Consider the following 18,715-nt stretch of genomic DNA (forward strand, 5'->3'; position numbering starts at 1 on the left):
ATCCCTAAAATTCAATGCTGCTTTGCCAGTTGAGTCGGGCGGGCGACAGCGATGAGAGCTGCCGGGTCTGCGTTTCCGGGACAAAAGCCGCTACCACCTGACGCGCACGCGTGGCGCGGATCAGCATCAGCTGATCCTCCAGCACCGGATGCACATTCCACGGTAGCCAGATCGCCTGCTCCGCATCCAGCATCTGGCGCGCACGGGTGCCGGATGCCACATAACTACTGAAAATAAAGCGAAAGCCCGGGCGCTGGCTAAGTTGTGCCGCCAGTCCGGCGTCAGCAATCGCATCGGTGGCGATAATCACCTGCCCCTGAGTATAGTCGGGTTGCTCAGGCTGGTGATGCAACAGCTCCAGCAGACGTAATTGCAGACGCGAGCAGATGGCGGTCGGCTCGTGCAACAGCTGCGCCACCTCTTTGCGCACCTCCGGGCAGAGCAGCACTTTGATGCCCTGATCCAGCAGCTGTAAAGCCATCTCCGGCCCGCGACCATGGGCTGGCACCGGTAACACCGCACCGCCTCGGGCAGCCTCAGCGATACGGCTAATTTGTTGCGCCAGCGGCTCGGCGCGATCGCCATAAGAGGCATCGGTAATCAATAAATTCGCCGCAGGCGGCAGATCAAAAGGCAGCAGCCGCGATTCACGGCTCCAGTCGCCCATATAGGTCAGGCCGCCGTTATCCGGCAGATGAAACCAGACTGAACCCGGCGCATGACCGCTGCGTCCGCACAACAGTGCAACCGGGCCGACGGAAACATGGCCTTTTAACGGTAGCAGATGGCGGTCACCGGCATCAATGCCACTGTCCGGCAGCTGTTGCCAGGTCTGCGCGGTGGCAAAGACCGGCGGATCGCCAAGCTGCGCGCGATAATCCAGCGCGCCGGTGTGATCTTCATGGGAGTGGGACAGACAGATGGCATCCACTTTACCCAGCCCGCTGATATCGGGGCGAACCCCCGCCTGCGGTCCTTCACCTAAATCAAACAGCAGGCGAAAGCCGTGCAGCTCCACCAGAAAGGCCGCGGGAAGTTTATCGCCCACACCACTGACTACCTTCAGATTTGCCATGGCAATACCCCTTCAGGTAAGCGTTTTGCTACCCGTGAAGCCAGTAACATAAACAGCAGCACCACGACGATCATCAGGCAGCCAACCGCCGCCGCCAGCGTCGAGGAACCGCCTTCATCCAGCGCCACAATCATTGGCCCCAGCGTCTGGCTGTTGGCGGTGACCAGTAAAATCGACACCTGAATTTCATTCAGCGCGGTCAGAAACACCAGAATCGCCCCGGCGGTTGCGGAAGGGGCCGCCAGCGGCAGCAGGATATCGCGCATCCGCCGCAGGAAACCGGCGCCCGCCAGCTGCGCAGCTTCGTCCAGCGAACGCTCAATCTGGGCGAACCCGGCCAGCGTCGGACGCAATACCAGCGCAAGGAAGTTGGATAAGTAGGCGGCAAGAATAATCCATACCGTGCCGTACAGGCTGATATCCAGCAGCGGCAGCGGCTTAAGGAAAAACAGAATCGCGGCGATACCGATAACAATACCCGGCAGCGCATAAGCCAGTTCGCTCGACAGCGCCAGTACCCGCACCAGCCGCGTGCGCTGCCAGCTGAGAAAGAAAGCCATAAACAGTGCCATTGCTGTCAGGATCACGACCGCCAGCAGGGTCAGACCGAGGCTGGTGAAAAAAGCGTTACGGATCGCCGGGAAATCAAACAGTGCATTGCGGTAGTTCAGCCAGGTCAGGGTTTGCCAGTTAAGCGTCTGACCGAAACCGCTGGTCAGCGAAGTGGTGATCAGCGCGGAGAGTGGCAGCGCCAGCGTCAGAATAATCGCCAGCCATACCAGCAGTTCCACTGGCAAACGCCAGTGGCCGAGCGGTTGCTGCAACTGACGCGGCGTGCCGGTCACCCGCACATCGCGACAACCACCCAGCACCCGGCTCAGCACCAGACCACCGATGGTGATCACGGCAATTAACAGCGACAGCAGCGCCAGATCCGGTAGCGCATCGGCGCCACTGTTATTCAGCTGCTGATAGATCAGGGTAATCAGTGTTGGCACCCGTCCCGGGATCCCCAGCATCGCCTGAATACCAAAGTTTCCCGCCGCGGCGACAAATGAAAGCGCCGCACCGGCAAACATCGCCGGGCGCGCCAGTGGCAGGATCACCGAACACATCACCTGTAACGGCGAAGCGCCGGTGATCCGCGCCGCTTCCACCAGATCCGCAGGCAGGCGGCGCAGACCGGCACGCACCGACAGAAAGACCAGCGGCGCGTTATGCAGGCCGAGCAGCAGGATAATTCCGCTCGCCGAATAGAGCGGCTGCTGACCATCGCTGGCCAGCGGCAAACCGATGCGGTTTAACAGGGTAATAATCCAGCTGGCCGGTGATAGCGCCTGCACCCAGGCCAGCGCCGTCACCTGCGGCGGGATCATCAGCGGCAGAATAAAGGCGAATACCCACGCCCGTTTGGCGCGCATATTGGTCAGTGCCACTAACCAGGCGGCAAGGGTGCCGAGCAGCACAGCAATCGCCGTGCTGGCGATTGCGATACCCAGCGTATTAGCGGTGGCGCGCAGCACTTTCGTACTGCTCAGCAGATGCCAGGCGCGCGTCAGATCCGGACTCCCCTCCGATGCGATAGCCGCCCAGATCAGCCGGGTTAATGGCGCTATCGATAACAGACCGATCAGCAGCGCCAGCAGCCACAGCACGCTGGTCTCCGTGCGCAGCCAGCGCCACTGGCGCCGCGGGAGACTCTGCGTATACTCCTGCGCGATGCTCATCAGGTTATCCGCCAAAGATTTCGCTGAATTTCGCCCGCACCTGTTTGTCATCAGCTACCGCTTTATCACTGTCCAGCGTCAGCAGCTTAATGCTGTCAATCGGCGCAAAGCCCTCCGGCGCCGCTACGCGCTTATCGATGGGACGGTTGCCCTGCTGCGCCACCAGTTGCTGACCTTTTTCCGACAGCAGGAAATCAACAAAGGCTTTCGCCGCTGGCAGATTATGGGTGCCGGAAAGAATCGCTACCGGTTCGGTAACAAATGAAACGCCCTCTTTTGGATAAATCAGATCAACCGGCGAGCCCTGCTTTTTCGCGCGAATGATATCGGCGTCGGTGATCACGCCATATTTCGCCATACCGCTGGCTACCGCTTTTAGCGCCGGACCATTGCCGCCTTCCGGCGTCACGCCATTGGCCGCCAGCTTCTGATAGAACGCCCAGCCAATATCGGCGGTATTGATTGCGGTATGCAGATGATAAAGCGCCGCGCCGGAATAGAGCGGACCTGGCACCGCGACCTGGCCTTTGTTGCTGGCATCGGTCAGCGCCATCCAGCTATCAACCGGCCGGGCATTTTTAGTGTTATAGCCAATCACAGTGGCGATAACTTTAGTGCCAAACCAGGTTTTATCTTTATCATAAAAATCGGCGCTGATATTGCTGACCGGCGCATCAGCATAAGCCATCAGCTGGCCCTGTTTTTTCAGCGTACCAAGGTTAATGGCATCCGCGACCAGCAGCACATCGGCTTTCACCTGGCCGCTCATCGCCTCTGTGCGCAGTACGTTCATTAACTGCGTTGTACCGTTACGCGTCCATTCCACTTCAATACCTGGCCTGGCGGCTTTAAACGCATCGATGGTCTGCTGGGCGATTTCCGGTGCCTGCGAGGTATAGACCACCAGCTTGCCATCAGCGGCAGTGGCGACGGCTGAAGCCAGTAAAGCGCCAGATATCAGCAGCGTTTTCAATTTGGTACTGGTGTTGAACATGTCCCGGGCATCCTTAATATTCATCTTATTTTGTTGTTGGAATCACCCAACCATCATCAGCGGTCAGCATCAGCCGATCGCCGCAGCGCAGATGTTGCGCCTCGGTCAGGTGAAGCGTTAAGCGACAGCTGTCGGCCTCTGGCTCTACGTCCAGCTGGCTATAGCCGCCGCGATAAATCAGGCGCTGAATGCGCACCGCAAAACCTGCCTCATCGTCCCGCGCCTGCCGTAAATCGGCCGCGTGCAGGCAGATTTTGCCGTGCGGTATGGTCGGTTGACTGGCGCTGGCGCGCAGACGCAGACGAACACCCAGTAGCGTCACCCAGGCGTAGCCATGATGATCCGGCTCAATATCCGTGACGGCAATCACCCGGCCATCATCGATAAAACGCGCCACCATTTCGCTGGCAGGTTCGCGATATAAAGTCTGCGGGCTGGCAAACTGCATCACCCGCCCGGCATCCATCACCACCACGCGATCAGCAATCGCCATCGCTTCCTGCTGGTCATGGGTGATATACAGCAGCGTGGCGCCGGAATGGCGGTGGAAACGGGCAAATTCTTCCTCCATCGCGGCGCGCAGATGGACATCGAGGTTAGCTAATGGCTCATCGAGCAGCACCACTTGCGGACGCGCTACCAGACAGCGCGCCAGCGCCACGCGCTGACGCTGGCCGCCGGAGAGGTCAGCAGGATTGCGCGCGCCGAAACCGCTCAGTCCCACCAGTTCCAGCGCGCTTTGCGTACGCTGACGCCGTTCAGCCGTCGTAACGCCACTGACTTTCAGACTGTATTCGATGTTTTCCGCCACGCTCATATGCGGCCATAGCGCATAGCTCTGGAAGACAATCCCCAGCTGACGTTTTTCCGGCGGTAAATGCAGATTTGCAGAAGAACAGAGGCGATCGCCAATGCGGATAGATCCACTATCGATGGTTTCAAAACCGGCCAGCGTACGCAGCAGCGTGGTTTTGCCACAGCCCGAGGGGCCAAGGACGGCAACGAATTCACCGTGCTGAATATGCAGCGTGACATCCTGCAGTACGCTCTGTGAGCCAAAGGATTTAGACAGCTGCTTAATTACGATTTCAGACATAGCGCCAGACTAAACTCAGCAGAGTGTGTGTTGTCTGACGATAGCGGGGAATTGTTACAACCAGGTGACGCTACGCTTATTATTAAGCGATTAACAAAATTTGAATCTGAGGAAGAAACGCCATAGCCAGAATATAAATAACAGCATAGTAATGATATTAATTGGCCACGACTTTAGTTTCTTTTTCGCGACGAGATAGAATAGAGGCGAGATAAGCAAAAAAGCCAAAGGCGCGAGAACATCACGCGTATCGTCCATTACCAGAGTTCTTAATACCACACAAACATTGGTTATTTCTCCCTGACCAACCATTTCCTCATAATCAAGGAAGGAAAACATATCAATGATTACTGCGCAAAACAGGCTGTAAACCAGAAGACACAGGAGTTTCCAGATATTCACTGAGCAAGCCTCATTATATTTTCGATAGTTTCACGCTTTTCAACAATGCGCCTTCCGTATTCAGAATACTCTCTCAGGGGGGAACCCACTGGTGCGTATATGGAGTCAATAAAATCACTCTTAGTACGTTGAATTCCTCGATTGTAACGAGAACCAGCAACAATTATCTGTTCATCAGTTAATTTTGCCGTATCAGCATCGGGATAATCATGTAAGATCAAATCATGCAAATGCTTAGCGACAACTTTTATATTGAAATCATTATTTAATAAACAAGCGGATAGCTGAAACTGCTGCGTGTGAGTCAATTTAGCTGCATCAATCCCCATTGTCTCAGCTGCAGCTCTAAGCTGTATTGCCAGCGCACCAATAGATGTACGATTAGATAATGAATTGTTGCGTTTTATTAAATCAATAAGTTGCCGTATTTGCAGGATACCATACCCCTTCATCCTGTCTGGTTTACCACCAGCTTCTGCAACGGCGACCCCAGCCAAAAGTAAAACAGGGATATTATACTCTCTGGCGTAACGCATTATTCGGTCTCTGTTGTAAACAAGGAACCCAGCTTTGTAGGCCCAAAGATAATTATTACCCGTCAAAAAACGCTGATTATCAGGGAAAAATCTAAATCGTATATAATCTACCGCAGTAAAGTGCGGAAAACCTAACTCATCAACTTTGCAAAATGGATTAACCATAGCAGACTCCTTGTCTTTTTATCAATCCGACTCCATCCATAAAACAGCATACTGAATTAATCTATCCATGAGAACTGGTTTACATCTAAAGAAGTAACAGGAATATAAAAACTGTGAAGAAGCACGAAAATGGGTAAGTTACAGGGAAGCAATTTATCACTGACAATAAACCGGCTGCTGCAATAGTTGCGGCCAGACTCGCGCCCAGTCACTTTCATGGCCCATATCGGCGATCACTTGCCAGCTGGCGCATTTACCCACTGCGGCTGCAAAGTCGCGACCAATCGACGGTGGTACCACGCTATCTTCCGCGCCACTAAAATGGCGTTGCGGAATGGCGGCAATACGCGCCACTTCATCGGCAGGGTTCAGAGAGTCAGGCATTGGCGACACCCGATGCAGGCGATTAACCGCAACATGGTCGAGATTACCGGCCACCGTTCGCAATAAGACCACATCATCGCGCCGCGCCGCCACTAATGCAGCAACCGCTGCACCACCTGAGTAGCCAGTCAGAACGATCGGTTGCCCGGGAGTGCGGGTTGTATAGTGTGAAATCGCTTCGTTGATTGCCGTAATCACTTCCGGCGCAAAACGTTTTCCGGTCCAGTAATCGCTCCGACAGCGTGGATTTCGCGTCATCGGGATAAACTGGCAGGGTCTGGCGAGGTAGAGCACATTCGGCGCATCATCGGCAACCGCCAGGCTCAGGCCGATGGCTTTATGCGGTGTCGGGTCGTCCGCTGGCTGATAACGATTACGCCAGGCGCGGCCATCCCCTTCGATATAAATATGCAGCGGCTGGTCGGCACGGGTGATTCGCACCCATGCCGCCAGCACAAAAGATGATGTCTGCACGGTTTCCCGTTGCAGGCCCGCGCTACCTGCTATCTGATCCGCATGGATGGCCGGGTCGCTGGCACAGCCTGTCAGCAGAGAGAGCAGTAACAGCCCTCTGAGCCTGAGTTGTGCACACCAACCCGGTAACATCAGAACTGCCAGCGCAGTTGCAGGTTGCCGCTGTGGCTGTCATAGCTGCGAGCGGCCTCGCCGGTGTAGATTACCGACAGGCTCAGATCGCTGTTACGCACCAGCGTCGTACCCACCGACAGCACTGCGGTGTCGGCAATCGGACGCGATCCGCTGCTGACAAACGAAGTAGAGCCGGTGCTGTCAGCAGAGAAGTTCGCCACCGACTGCGGGGCGCTGTCGTGGTACTCATGACGCCATCCCAGCTGGGTAAACGGCACTAGCTCGCCAGCCGGCGTCGCAAAGCTGTGTTCCAGCTTCAGGGCCAGATCGCTTTTCAGCGAGGTACTGGTGGCATCGGAGACCGTCAGACCTGCGCCATTCGCCTCTGATTCGCGATAGCCATCCTGACGCAGAATACTGTAAGTCAGTCCGGCAATCGGCGTCAGCGTGGTGTCGCTGGCGCCTAATTGCAGCGGATAACCGGTCTGCCCGGCAACAATATATTGCATACCATCAAACGCGCCATTGGCCTCGCCGTTAAAGCCGGTGAAGTCAATATGGCGGTTAGTCTGGTAACGGTGATGCACTACACCGGTAGAAAGATCGAAGAACCATGGCTGCGCATCGTAGTTAGCATAACCAAACAGACCCCAGGATTTGATGTTGACCTTGCTGCCGCTGTTATCACCGGTGTTATCGACGGCGGTACCGGCATAGCTGGTCAGCCCGCCGAGGCGCAGACGTTCGCTAACCGCGGCATCAGCGCCAATCAGCAGACCACCAAAGCGTGCATCGTAGCCAGAGATATCATCACGTTGATCCTGACTGGCGACGCCACCGAAACCACGACCCCAGACTGCAATATCACTGTCACTCTCACCGGTGGCGATACCACTCGCCGGAGCCTGACGCATCACATCAGCACGTTGTGAAATCACATTCAGCACTGCATTGGTTGGTGCGGAAGAAGCTTTCGCCGCAGCGGAGGCCATCGCCGCCGGACTCAACTGAGCGCCAGCACGGTTAGCAGCCGCTGAGTTGCCCAACGCGGCGCTGGCGTTAAAGACATTCAGCAATGACGCATCAGTGCCTGGATAGTTAAACAGGCCAGCAAAGGCTGATTTTGCGCCGGATGTTGTGGCAAAGCTGATGGGGTCGGAGCTACCCGGCGTTGTTGGGGTAACTGGCGTTGTTGGTGTAACCGGCGTCGTTGGGTTAGTTGGCGTTGTTGGTGTCGTGGGTGTGACGGGCGCAGCAACCAGTGTCACCACCAGGTCCGTCTTACTGCTGTCGGCGCTGTCGGTCACCGCCGCACCTTTTAGCGCACCGTTATAGCCGCTAACGCTGTAGTTCAGGCTGCTGGCGTTGTACTCGGTGCCGCTGCTGGCGGCCTGCACCACCACATAGCGCTGCCCCTGAGCAAACGCATAGTTACCCAGTTTCACCAGCGAAACACCGGAGCCGCTGGCCAGATTAGCGCTGCCAGATACGACTAAACGTCCATAGCCGCTGTCAGTGGCAATATCACCGGTAGTCAGCGCATTATCCGCGACGCCAATCAGCAGGCTGGCATTGCTGCCCTGACTATAGTTGCCATTGATGGTGACAATATTGTTGATTTGTAGTGTGGCTGCCTGGTTTAGTAGCTGGCCGCTATTCACCCTGATATTGTCGTTTAACAGCATATTGCCGGAAGCGAAGACTAAGTCACCGCTGGTGATGTAGATGTTTCCCTGGTCGCCTGACTGATAGCCGGTCAGAGTGCCAAAGGTGGAGCCGCTGCCACCGTTAAAGGTTAAGCTGTTGGCGGAATAGATATCTCCTGCAATTGTCCCGCTGTTGGTGATCGGACCAATACTGGCCGTACTGTTATAAATAGCGGATTGACTACTGATCAACCCGGAATTGTTAATGCTGCCGATCGTCCCGCCGCCACCGAAATTGCCGATAGCGTAATAGGTTCCGCTGATGGTTCCGTGATTATCAAGAGCGCCAAGCGTGGCACCGCTTTGAATCACTACCGCGACCCCGCCCGTAATCAGCCCGCTGTTTGTCAGTGAATCAATGGTTCCTTCGGAACCCCAGACGCCAGCATCAGCAGCACTAATCGTGCCCGAGTTAACAATATTGCCGATTGTGCCTGAGTTAAAAATCGCTTCCGCGCCAGTAATAGTTCCTGCATTGCTCAGGGTGTTAATGGTCGAGGAGTTGTTTATCCCGTAGTAATTCGAGGTTTCAATCTTGCCGCCAGCAAGAACGGAGAATGAATCCAGAGGGGTGCTTACGGTCTGGCCAGTGGTAGTAACGCCCGAAATTTCCACTGACGACAAAGAGCCAGCCTCAGCCTGAGACAGCAATGCAATAACAGAACTTATAGCCAGCACTAAAGGCTTAACCCTAAACGGCGCAGATATCATTGCTCTTCCCTACACAAAATAATTGAGAGTGGTTGTTGTATCGTTCCGCTGATACGTATGGCTTAAACAAACTCAACAACCACCGGTGTAGTGATCAATGACTCGCCGCAGTCCCTGAGGCAGGCATCTGTTCTAAAAAGAGGGGATCTGAAAATAACTCAAACACCGCTGGTTTATAACAAGGGATAAACAGATGTTGCACACAGAATCTTACAAAAGGAAATGACGTTAACATAAGGTGATAAACCGCAACTTTATAGCGCTTATCCGGGGATAGAAAAGACTAAAGTTTTCGCCAGGGCGGCGAAACGCCGCCCCTACAATTGGAAAGAATTATTGGGGGAATTAACGCTTCGCCAGCAGACGCGGGATCTCACGCAGACACCAGGCTTTCGCCTCGCCCATACTGTCACGTCGCCACGCCATAATAATGTCAATTTCGCGCGAATATTCCGGGCTGACCACGCGCAAACGTCCGGCGGCGATATCTTTTTCCACCAGCGGATAAGGCATAGTGGCGACGCCTAAACCCGCCAGCAACGCATTGCGCTTATCCTCAATCGAACTGACGGTTAGACGCTGCTGTTTATCCAGCAGCTGCACGGTCAGTACCGGTCGCTCGCGTGCGGTATCCGCCACCGCAATGCCGCGATATTTTACCCGCGTCACTTCTGACAGCGGCTCCGGCTCGTTATGAATCGGATGATCCGGACTGGCGACATAGACGCTGACCATGCTGTACAGTTTGCGCGTGTTGATCTCCGACGAGGCGCGGAAGTGCATATCCGGCGCAATCACGATATCCGCTCTGCCCTGCTCCAGCCGCTCCCAGGCGCCAGCCAGCACTTCGGTCACCAGCGAAATCTGGGTATTGGCTTTATCCGCCAGCTTCTCCACCAGCGGAAACAGCAGCTCACTCGGCACCAGCGCTTCGGTGACAATCGTCAGATGGGTTTCCCAACCGCGCGCCAGCGCTTCGGCATCGGTCGTCAGTTTATCAGCCGCTTCCAGCAATACCCGCCCGCGTTCCAGCAGCATGCGGCCAACGTTGGTAAATTTTGTACGATGGCCGGAGCGGTCAAACAGCACCACATCCAGCTCCTCTTCCAGCTTCTGCATGGTATAGCTGAGCGCAGACGGCACGCGGCCCAGCTCATCGGCCGCGGCGGCAAAACTGCCGCGCCGGTCAATGGCATCCATCACCCGTAAAGCTTCTAACGTTAAGGCCCGATCTTTAGCCATCAGGATTCTCTGTCAGGAAATTTGAATATACCCAGCAGATTAACTGGCTAACAATCCGGCGTCCAGAAACTTACCATGGAATCATGAAGAGCGTCCGCTACTCTGGGGCAGGACGACGCTGGAGGTTAAAACAATTATGATTACATCACGTGCAGCGAAAGAGTGTGGCCAGGCCGATTACGGCTGGTTGCAGGCCCGCTATACCTTCTCCTTTGGACACTATTTTGACCCGCAACTGCTCGGCTATGCGTCCCTGCGCGTGCTCAATCAGGAAGTGCTGGCGCCTGGCGCCTCTTTTCAGCCACGCAGTTATCCGAAAGTCGATATTCTGAATCTTATTCTGCAAGGTGAAGCGGAGTACCGCGACAGTGAAGGCAACCATACCAGCGCCCGCGCCGGTGAGGCGCTGCTGCTGTCGGCACAGGCGGGTGTGACATGGAGTGAACACAATCTCAGCAAAGATACGCCGTTAACGCGTATGCAACTGTGGCTGGATGCCTGCCCGGAACGTGAGAATGGCCTGATTCAGCGGGTTAAAATCAATACGCATCAGGTTGATACCCTGCTGGCTTCGCCGGATGGCGTCAGTGACAGTCTGCAACTGCGTCAGCAGGTGTGGATCCATCATATTGATCTGCAGGCGGGCGAAAGCTGGACGGTAAAACTGCACGGGCCGCGCGCTTATTTGCAATCGATTCATGGGGCATTACAGGCAGAAACCCATTCCCGCCAGCAGCAGGCGCTGACCTGTGGCGATGGTGCCTTCCTGCAAGAAGAGGCCAGCGTCACGCTAACCGCAGAGACGCCTCTGCGTGCATTGGTAATTGATTTACCGGTGTGAAGAGCATAAACAGGGCGGCGAGAACGCCGCCATGACGGCAGGTACAAATCATCAACACGGGCGGCGAGAACGCCGTCATTACGGCAGGTACAAATCATCAACACGGGCGGCGAGAACGCCGCCCCTACATCATTAGACCGTAGGGGCGGCGTTCTCGCCGCCCTTTAGCCGTTTGTTATTTCAGAATCGTAAACGCGGTAGTCACATGTTTCACGCCGCTAACCCGGCTGGCGATATCCGCTGCCGCTTTGCCCTCTTCAGGCGTCACCAGACCCAGTAAGAACACTTCACCGTTCTCGGTGGTCACTTTGACATTCGAGGATTTCACCTGATCGCTGCCCAGTAGCTGCGAGCGGACTTTCGTGGTGATCCAGGTGTCAGAAGAGGCGGTGCCGAGGCTTACTTTCGCGCCCTGACGGATCTCGTTATACACCTCTGTTGCACCATCAACACCCACGGTAATCTGTTTGGCGCGGCTGGCAATTTCGCTGTTTGGCGCCTGGCCGGTTAACAGTACTTTGCCCTGATAGGCGGTCGCGACAATATGTGCGTCATTTTTGATTTGTTGATCTTTCGCCAGCGCGTTGCTGACGCGTAGCTCTAAAGTACCATCATCAACCTGGGTGCCGACGGTACGTGGGTCAGTTGCCGTTTTAGTGGCCACGGCTGCGCTACCCACAACCACTGCTGCACAACCCTGTAGCATTAGCGCGGTAAGAATCACTGCAACTGCAGATAATGCCTTCATTTAAGCTCCTTTAAACATCCTGGTGGGGAAATAAGGTGTTATCTATCAAATCGCACAGGCAATTCACCGTTAACATGTGCATCTCCTGTATCCGCGAGCTTCTGTGTGAGGGGATACGAATCTCTACATCCTGTGGTCCCAGTAAACCGGCGAGCTCACCGCCGTCATAACCGGTAAGCGCGACAATGGTCATATCACGCGTTACCGCTGCCTCAACCGCTTTTACAATATCACGGCTATTGCCACGAGTTGAAATCGCCAGCAATACATCACCGGCATGGCCCAGCGCACGCACCTGCTTGGCATAGATCTCGTCATGCAGGCGATCGTTACCAATGGCGGTCAACAACACGTTGTCGGCGCTCAGGGCAATGGCCGGTAAGCTCGGACGCTCGGTTTCAAAGCGATTGATCATACTGGCGGCAAAATGCTGAGCATTAGCGCTGGATGTACCGTTACCACAGCTCAGAATTTTGTTGCCATTAAGCAGAGACTGAACCAAGGTCAGGGCCGCACGCGAGATAGCATCCGGTAGTGCTTCAGCTGCTGCGATCTGTGTTTGAATACTCTCGGTAAAACAACCTTTAATTTTTTCCAGCACGTTTTCACCCGGCTTTAATCTTGTGCATTAAACGCATCGGGCAACCACTCAAGCTGATCCCCGGTGATAGCGACGACATCAAAACGACAGTCCAGTGTATCAAAACTGGCATTGCGCATCGCCAGCCAGATGGCTGCCGCCCGTAATAACTTCTGCTGCTTGCTACGCGTTACGCTGGCCGCTGCACCGCCAAAGCGGTCGTCACGCCGGTAACGCACCTCAACAAACACCCATTGCTGCTGGTCACGCATAATCAGATCCAGCTCGCCGCCACGAAAACGGACGTTGGCGGCTTCAAACTGCAATCCGGCTTGCTCCAGATAGCGGCGGGCGATTAACTCATAGCCCGCCCCCTTTTGCTGGCGACTCAGCTGGCCGGAACGATTTGTCCCTGACGATACTGGCTCCATGACAACTTCCTGTTGATCACGCAATCCTGAGTGGCGCTCAGTTTACCGGTGTTGCCACTTAACTGGAAACCGGGCAGCTGGCGCACTTCACTAAAGTGGTTCGCCAGCGTCCAGGCATCAATGCCCATCGCATACAGACGTACCAGGGAGTAGTCATTGTTAAATGACTTCGCCGCCTGCTGCATCAGCGCCGGATTAGCGCCGGTCAGCAGCGGAATATCGCTAAACTGCAAACCTTCCATCTCCAGACGGTAATCCGGGCCGGCGCCTGCCTGGAAGCTGCGCGAACTGGCATACAGCGCGACGTTATCACGGCTGCTAACGCGCATCGCAATCATCGGCTTAATCAGCTGCAGCTCATTCTGCGTCGAGACAATATAGGTTGCATCCACACGGCCGGAAGAGGCTGCTGCTGGCGCCACAGTATCAGCTGGTGCCGGAATATTCAGGCCAGCAACGCTCACGTCCTGCGACTGTGGCTGCGGCGCGCTGACTGGCGTACCGCTCAGGCTGATACCCGCACCGCTGTTAATCCCCTGCTTCAGATCGCCGGTGGAACCGAACTGCTGCTTCAGCACCGTGCCGCCGCCCAGTTTCTGCCATTCACCGGTAAAGGCGACGCTGACACGATCGCCAAGCGCACCGCGCGGAACCAGTAACAGCGGCGTACGTTTGCCCTGCTCCCAGATATGATGCGCAGCATCGCGCGCTTCGTCTTCAGGAGAAAGTGCAAAATAGCAAAGATTCGGACGGTTCTGGATCTGTCCAGGTTCATTCAGCGCCAGTACATTCAGCGGCGTCTGGCTGTTTGCCAGCTGCTCAACGTTGTTTTTCAGCAGCGGACCGACCACCAGCGTGGCGCCATCCTGCTGCGCCTGCGCCAGAACCTGATCCAGCGGCTGTGAACTGGTATCGTAGACTTTCACTTCGGCATTACTGGCCGCAGCCGCCACTTGCGGCGCGTTGGCCTGCGGCGCCTCTGCCGGTGGCGTAGCAGCGGTATCCGTTGTCGCGGCATCGCTATCCGTCGCTGACGGGCTGACAACCGGATCAGTGCCATCAACAGGGGCGGTGACAGGCTGGTCAATATTGCCAGGCTGAGCGGCGGCCGGTTGCGGCGGCGCGCTTAATACGCCGTTTTTCGCGTCGTTAAAGCCTTTCTGGATAGCATTGGCGAAGACCTGCGCCTGACCGCTCATCGGCAGCAACAGCGCAATTTTACCGGTCGATGCCGGCTGGAAGTTCTGCACCTGGCTTAATGCTGTCGGCAGAGTTTTCGCCGCCGGGTTGTTCGGGTAGCGGGTCTGCCAGTCGGCAATCCCGGCCTTCAGCATATCCGGATCGTTGCGATTGGCGTTATACACGCTCAGCAGATCCAGCCAGCCTTGCAGCGTATTTTCATCAGCATTAATCACCAGGCTGTTTATCTGGTCCGGCGTCATCTGCACCAGCGTCTGCCAGGTGGCATCGATATTTTTCTGATGAGCGTCACCCTGCAACAGCGGTTCCTGCGCCACATAAGCGCGCAGCAACGTCAGCGAAGGACGATTCTGATTAGCGCCAATCTGCAATTGCCAGTAACGACTCTGCTGATCTGACGACAGTTCCGACGGATCCAGCTTGCCGAGAATGCCCTGTGCAGCGGCGATATCCTGACTGGCAAGCGCGCTCTGCGCCTGCAGTAACTGCAGCTCCTGCTGCTGGCTATTGCTCAGCTGGCCGGGCAGCTGGCTGAGCTGCTGACTGGCTTGTGGGTATTTCCCTTCATTCAACAGTGCACGTATGGCAAGTAATTGCCAGTCAGCCTTGTTATCATCTGGGCTTTGCTGCACTTGCTGCAGATAGTAGTCGGAATTTTTAGTTGCAGGTTCCTCGACATTCGCACCGGGAGTTTGCGGTGCCTGGCCGGTACAGGCAGCCAGAATAAGTGCAGCGAGAAGTACAGGCACGAAGCGTCCTGCTTTATTACGAACGACTTTTGAAGGAAGCATACTGTATCCAGTGATGTTTTTTTCAAGATGCTCAATATTAAATCGGCAATTCGGATGAAACAATGAAACAACTCGATCGGGCAGATATTTCTGCCAGCACGCTCTACATCGTCCCTACACCGATTGGTAATCTGGGGGATATCACCCAGCGTGCCCTGACAGTGCTTGCGAGCGTCGATCTGATCGCTGCGGAAGATACACGTCATACCGGACTGTTGCTACAACATTTCGCCATCAATGCGCGCCTGTTCGCACTGCATGATCATAATGAACAGCAGAAAGCCGAGCTGTTGCTGGCGAAGTTGCAGGAAGGCCAAAGCATAGCGTTAGTTTCCGATGCTGGCACGCCTTTGATCAACGATCCGGGTTATCACCTGGTGCGCCGCTGTCGCGAAGCGGGGATCCGCGTGGTGCCATTGCCTGGCGCCTGCGCGGCGATTGCCGCATTAAGCGCCGCAGGATTACCGTCCGATCGTTTCTGTTACGAAGGGTTTCTGCCAGCAAAAAGCAAAGGCCGCTGCGATGCGTTGCGGGCGCTGGAGCAGGAACCGCGCACCCTGATCTTCTATGAATCCACTCACCGCCTGCTCGACAGTATGCAGGATATTGTCACCGTTCTTGGTGCCGATCGCTATGTCGTGCTCGCGCGCGAAATCACCAAAACCTGGGAATCGATTCAGGGCGCGCCAATTGGTGAACTGCTGGCGTGGGTAAAAGAGGATGAAAACCGGCGCAAAGGCGAGATGGTGCTGATTATCGAAGGCTATAAGCAGCAGGCCGACGATGCCCTGCCGCCGGAAGCACTGCGTACCCTGGCGTTGTTGCAGGCGGAATTACCGCTGAAAAAAGCGGCGGCAATCACTGCCGAGATCCACGGCCTGAAGAAAAATGCGCTGTATAAGTACGCTCTGGAGCAGCAAGAGGGGTGACAACGGGCGCATAATGCCCTATTATCCGCGCCGAGGCTGACCAGACAGTCGCCGCTTTGTTGCCGTCCTCTTTCGGGGGGAGACAGACAGAGGGGAGGAAAGTCCGGGCTCCATAGGGCAGGGTGCCAGGTAACGCCTGGGGGGCGAGAGTCTACGACCAGTGCAACAGAGAGCAAACCGCCGATGGCCCATTTATGGGATCAGGTAAGGGTGAAAGGGTGCGGTAAGAGCGCACCGCGCGGCTGGCAACAGTCCGTGGCACGGTAAACTCCACCCGGAGCAAGGCCAAATAGGGGTTCACTAGGTACGGCCCGTACTGAACCCGGGTAGGCTGCTTGAGCCAGTGAGCGATTGCTGGCCTAGATGAATGACTGTCCACGACAGAACCCGGCTTATCGGTCAGTTTCACTTTTTTAGGTTAAAACCCTGCTTCGGCGGGGTTTTTGCTTTGTGCAACAAACATCAGATGAATGACTGTCCACGACACTCTTCATAAAAGAACGCGGCTTACCGGTCAGTTTCACTTTTTTAGGTTAAAACCCTGCTTCGGCGGGGTTTTTGCTTTTCAGGGATGATCACCGGCACGGGCGGCGAGAACGCCGCCCCTACAACCGATTTGCGTTGGGGCGGCGTTTCGCATTACAACCGACTCAAACAGTCTATTGCCACCGCCTTAAAACTGGCGAAATCGGAGCTGTCACGCAGCCGGGTCATTGCCCTTTCGCGCATAAAGGTGACAAACAGATCGTAGATCGCCATCGCCTCTTCATATTCCGTTTTACTGATCGCCAGCAAAAAAATCACATGGGCGGTTTCATCTCCCCACTTAATGCCCTGCGGCGCCAGCACGGTACAGACCACAGTTTTCCTTGCCAGCAGGCCTAAGGAGTGCGGCAGCGCAATCCCCTCCCCCAGCATGGTGCTGACAATCGCTTCGCGCTCCTCCACTGACGGATAGAAAGCCGCATCGACAAAGCCCTCCTGTTCCAGCTGATCGCAGAGCAAACGGAACAGCTGTGACTGCTCCATCGGCTGGTCGATAATGCGAAAATGGCTGGCATCAAAGAACTTCTCCAGCATATAGGGACGGGTGCGATCAACCAGCACCAGTTTGCCGATCTGCTCCAGCTGGTAATCAGTCGGGAACGGTGACATCACCACTACCGGCTTATCTTTCTCGCTGAGGCGCGCGGTGGAGATAATAAAATCTTCGTCAATGCTGCTTAACGCTTCGTATTCACGCAGCGAGATAATCTTCTTCACCACAATTTGCGGATACTTACGCATCAGCATCGCCTGAATCATCCGCACCGTCGAGTTGCCGGTATCACACACCAGCATCACCAGCGGATGGCGCTGATAGCCGACGTTGTAATGGCGCTCCAGCCCGACGCCGATATGCAGCACCAGAAAGCCGACTTCATTCTCACTGATCACATAAGGCGTGTATTTTCCCCAGCTGGAGACCGCCGCCAGCGTGACGTCGTAAGCCAGCGGGTAGTGCTGTTTGATATTCGCCAGCAGCGGATTGGGAATATTAATCTGGTAGCGCACGCGGGTGATCATGGTCTTGATATGGGTCAGCAGGTCAGCATGCAGCTGGACGTCATCTTGCAGATTAAAATTGTAGTGATTATTGATATAGCTAAGGATATAAGCCACCAGCGCATCGCCGTCATCAGGACTGATGGCGCTGGGCGCAATCTCCTGTATGCGACGCGCGGCGATATTCACCCGCAGATACGCCTCTTCCGCTGGCGAAATCGCTTTGCCGGTAATCGGCCGCATCAGGTTGATAATATGGCGTGCCGCGTCACGTACATCGTCATCGACATCTTCGGCGCTAAAATCGGAGAGCGGATAGCCTTCGCTGATACGCCGCACCGCCACCGCGCAGTAGATACGCAGATAGTGCTCGCTGTCGTCGGTCATGCGCACATGAAAGCGTGAGAAGCACTGATGCAACAAAGGTTGCAGGGTGACCAGCATCCCGCTGTTCAGCGCTTCCAGATTCAGCAGCGGGCTTTCATTGGTCTGTTGGGAGATCTGGTACAGCAGATCGGTCAGACAGGCGCGAATCGACACCTCGCTGCCAAACAGTTTCATGCCATAGCGCGGTTTGGTTTCAATCACCAGGTTGTAGCGGTTTAGCCACTCCCTGACTTCAGCCATATCGCTTTGCAGCGTGGCGCGGCTGACAAACCACTCTTCCGCCAGATCTTCCAGTTTCAGCGAGAAGGCAGAAGTCAGAAAACGGGTTAGCAGATAGTGCACGCGCTCGGCTGAAGTGCGCGGCACACGCAGATGTGAGGGAGATTCCTCTAACAAACGACGGTAGCGCGCGGCATCATCAATTTTTAGCTGATAGCCTTCGCCGCGGTTCAGCACAAAGTGCGCGCCGTGACTGGCCAGCAGCTCGTTTAGCGCGATGATATCGGTGCGCACAGTGCGCGTCGAAATGGCAAAACGTCGCGCCAGCTCGTCCTGCGGCAGGGTTTCGTTTTGCAGCGCATCAAACAGTTGTGCCAGTCGTTGATTGGGGAATCTCACATTGCTTTTCCATCGGTGA

The 18,715-nt window shown here is 55.5% G+C and carries 16 protein-coding genes and 1 other RNA gene; 3 read left to right on the forward strand and 14 right to left on the reverse strand.

Features of this window, described 5'->3' with window-relative positions; genetic code table 11:
• Positions 1-4 precede the first annotated feature (4 nt).
• The 9 genes from N5923_RS04015 to N5923_RS04050 form a co-directional block, all read right to left on the reverse strand.
• The gene (locus N5923_RS04015; RefSeq protein WP_267141246.1) at positions 5-1,075 is read right to left on the reverse strand and encodes an MBL fold metallo-hydrolase; all 1,071 of its coding nucleotides are present in this window, start codon (positions 1,073-1,075) and stop codon (positions 5-7) included.
• Positions 1,063-2,802 carry an ABC transporter permease gene (locus tag N5923_RS04020; RefSeq protein WP_267141247.1) on the reverse strand — a complete coding sequence of 580 codons (1,740 nt, stop codon included), beginning with the start codon at positions 2,800-2,802 and terminating at the stop codon, positions 1,063-1,065. Before N5923_RS04020 ends, N5923_RS04015 begins: the two co-directional genes overlap by 13 nt.
• Before the next feature lie 4 nt (positions 2,803-2,806).
• Positions 2,807-3,796: an ABC transporter substrate-binding protein gene (locus N5923_RS04025; RefSeq protein WP_267141248.1), complete on the reverse strand. Its 990-nt coding sequence runs from the start codon at positions 3,794-3,796 to the stop codon at positions 2,807-2,809.
• A 25-nt stretch (positions 3,797-3,821) separates the two neighbouring features.
• The gene (locus tag N5923_RS04030; RefSeq protein ID WP_267141249.1) at positions 3,822-4,892 is read right to left on the reverse strand and encodes an ABC transporter ATP-binding protein; all 1,071 of its coding nucleotides are present in this window, start codon (positions 4,890-4,892) and stop codon (positions 3,822-3,824) included.
• Between the two features lie 90 nt (positions 4,893-4,982).
• Complete coding sequence (locus tag N5923_RS24770) at positions 4,983-5,294, reverse strand: YjeO family protein (protein ID WP_407704379.1); 312 nt, start codon at positions 5,292-5,294, stop codon at positions 4,983-4,985.
• A complete protein-coding gene (locus N5923_RS04035; RefSeq protein ID WP_267141250.1) occupies positions 5,291-5,995 on the reverse strand; it encodes a hypothetical protein in 705 nt (234 codons plus the stop codon). The genes N5923_RS24770 and N5923_RS04035 overlap by 4 nt, the downstream gene beginning before the upstream one ends.
• Positions 5,996-6,151: 156 nt before the next feature.
• Positions 6,152-6,985 carry an alpha/beta fold hydrolase gene (locus tag N5923_RS04040; RefSeq protein WP_267141251.1) on the reverse strand — a complete coding sequence of 278 codons (834 nt, stop codon included), beginning with the start codon at positions 6,983-6,985 and terminating at the stop codon, positions 6,152-6,154.
• Positions 6,985-9,288, reverse strand: coding sequence for an autotransporter family protein (locus tag N5923_RS04045; RefSeq protein WP_267141258.1), 2,304 nt, complete (start codon positions 9,286-9,288; stop codon positions 6,985-6,987). The genes N5923_RS04040 and N5923_RS04045 overlap by 1 nt, the downstream gene beginning before the upstream one ends.
• Positions 9,289-9,729: 441 nt before the next feature.
• Positions 9,730-10,626, reverse strand: a complete 897-nt coding sequence (locus N5923_RS04050) for a LysR family transcriptional regulator (protein ID WP_267141252.1) — start codon at positions 10,624-10,626, stop codon at positions 9,730-9,732.
• Between the two features lie 136 nt (positions 10,627-10,762).
• Between N5923_RS04050 and N5923_RS04055 the strand changes: the two genes are divergently transcribed.
• Entirely contained in the window at positions 10,763-11,467 is a 705-nt protein-coding gene (locus N5923_RS04055; protein ID WP_267141253.1) for a pirin family protein, read from the forward strand.
• A 175-nt stretch (positions 11,468-11,642) separates the two neighbouring features.
• Here the strand turns inward: N5923_RS04055 and dolP are convergent, their stop codons facing one another.
• The 4 genes from dolP to N5923_RS04075 are packed head-to-tail and all read right to left on the reverse strand — an operon-like array spanning position 11,643 to position 15,217.
• Complete coding sequence (gene dolP, locus N5923_RS04060) at positions 11,643-12,215, reverse strand: division/outer membrane stress-associated lipid-binding lipoprotein (RefSeq protein WP_267142705.1); 573 nt, start codon at positions 12,213-12,215, stop codon at positions 11,643-11,645.
• A gap of 10 nt (positions 12,216-12,225) precedes the next feature.
• A complete protein-coding gene (gene diaA, locus N5923_RS04065) occupies positions 12,226-12,816 on the reverse strand; it encodes a DnaA initiator-associating protein DiaA (protein WP_267142706.1) in 591 nt (196 codons plus the stop codon).
• 14 nt (positions 12,817-12,830) lie between these two features.
• A complete protein-coding gene (locus N5923_RS04070; protein ID WP_267142707.1) occupies positions 12,831-13,226 on the reverse strand; it encodes a YraN family protein in 396 nt (131 codons plus the stop codon).
• On the reverse strand, positions 13,184-15,217 hold the full coding sequence (locus N5923_RS04075) for a penicillin-binding protein activator (protein WP_267142708.1): 2,034 nt from the start codon (positions 15,215-15,217) through the stop codon (positions 13,184-13,186). Before N5923_RS04075 ends, N5923_RS04070 begins: the two co-directional genes overlap by 43 nt.
• A 62-nt stretch (positions 15,218-15,279) precedes the next feature.
• Here N5923_RS04075 and rsmI point away from each other — a divergent pair, with 62 nt between their 5' ends.
• Both rsmI and rnpB read left to right on the forward strand, forming a co-directional pair.
• Entirely contained in the window at positions 15,280-16,146 is an 867-nt protein-coding gene (gene rsmI / locus N5923_RS04080) for a 16S rRNA (cytidine(1402)-2'-O)-methyltransferase (protein ID WP_267142709.1), read from the forward strand.
• A gap of 32 nt (positions 16,147-16,178) precedes the next feature.
• An RNA gene (gene rnpB / locus N5923_RS04085) (RNase P RNA component class A) lies at positions 16,179-16,557 on the forward strand.
• Between the two features lie 228 nt (positions 16,558-16,785).
• Here the strand turns inward: rnpB and N5923_RS04090 are convergent.
• Positions 16,786-18,696, reverse strand: a complete 1,911-nt coding sequence (locus tag N5923_RS04090) for a BglG family transcription antiterminator (RefSeq protein WP_267142710.1) — start codon at positions 18,694-18,696, stop codon at positions 16,786-16,788.
• Positions 18,697-18,715: the final 19 nt, after the last annotated feature.

The sequence above is a fragment of the Winslowiella arboricola genome (assembly GCF_025527015.1).
GTDB classification, from domain to species: Bacteria; Pseudomonadota; Gammaproteobacteria; order Enterobacterales; family Enterobacteriaceae; genus Erwinia; species Erwinia arboricola.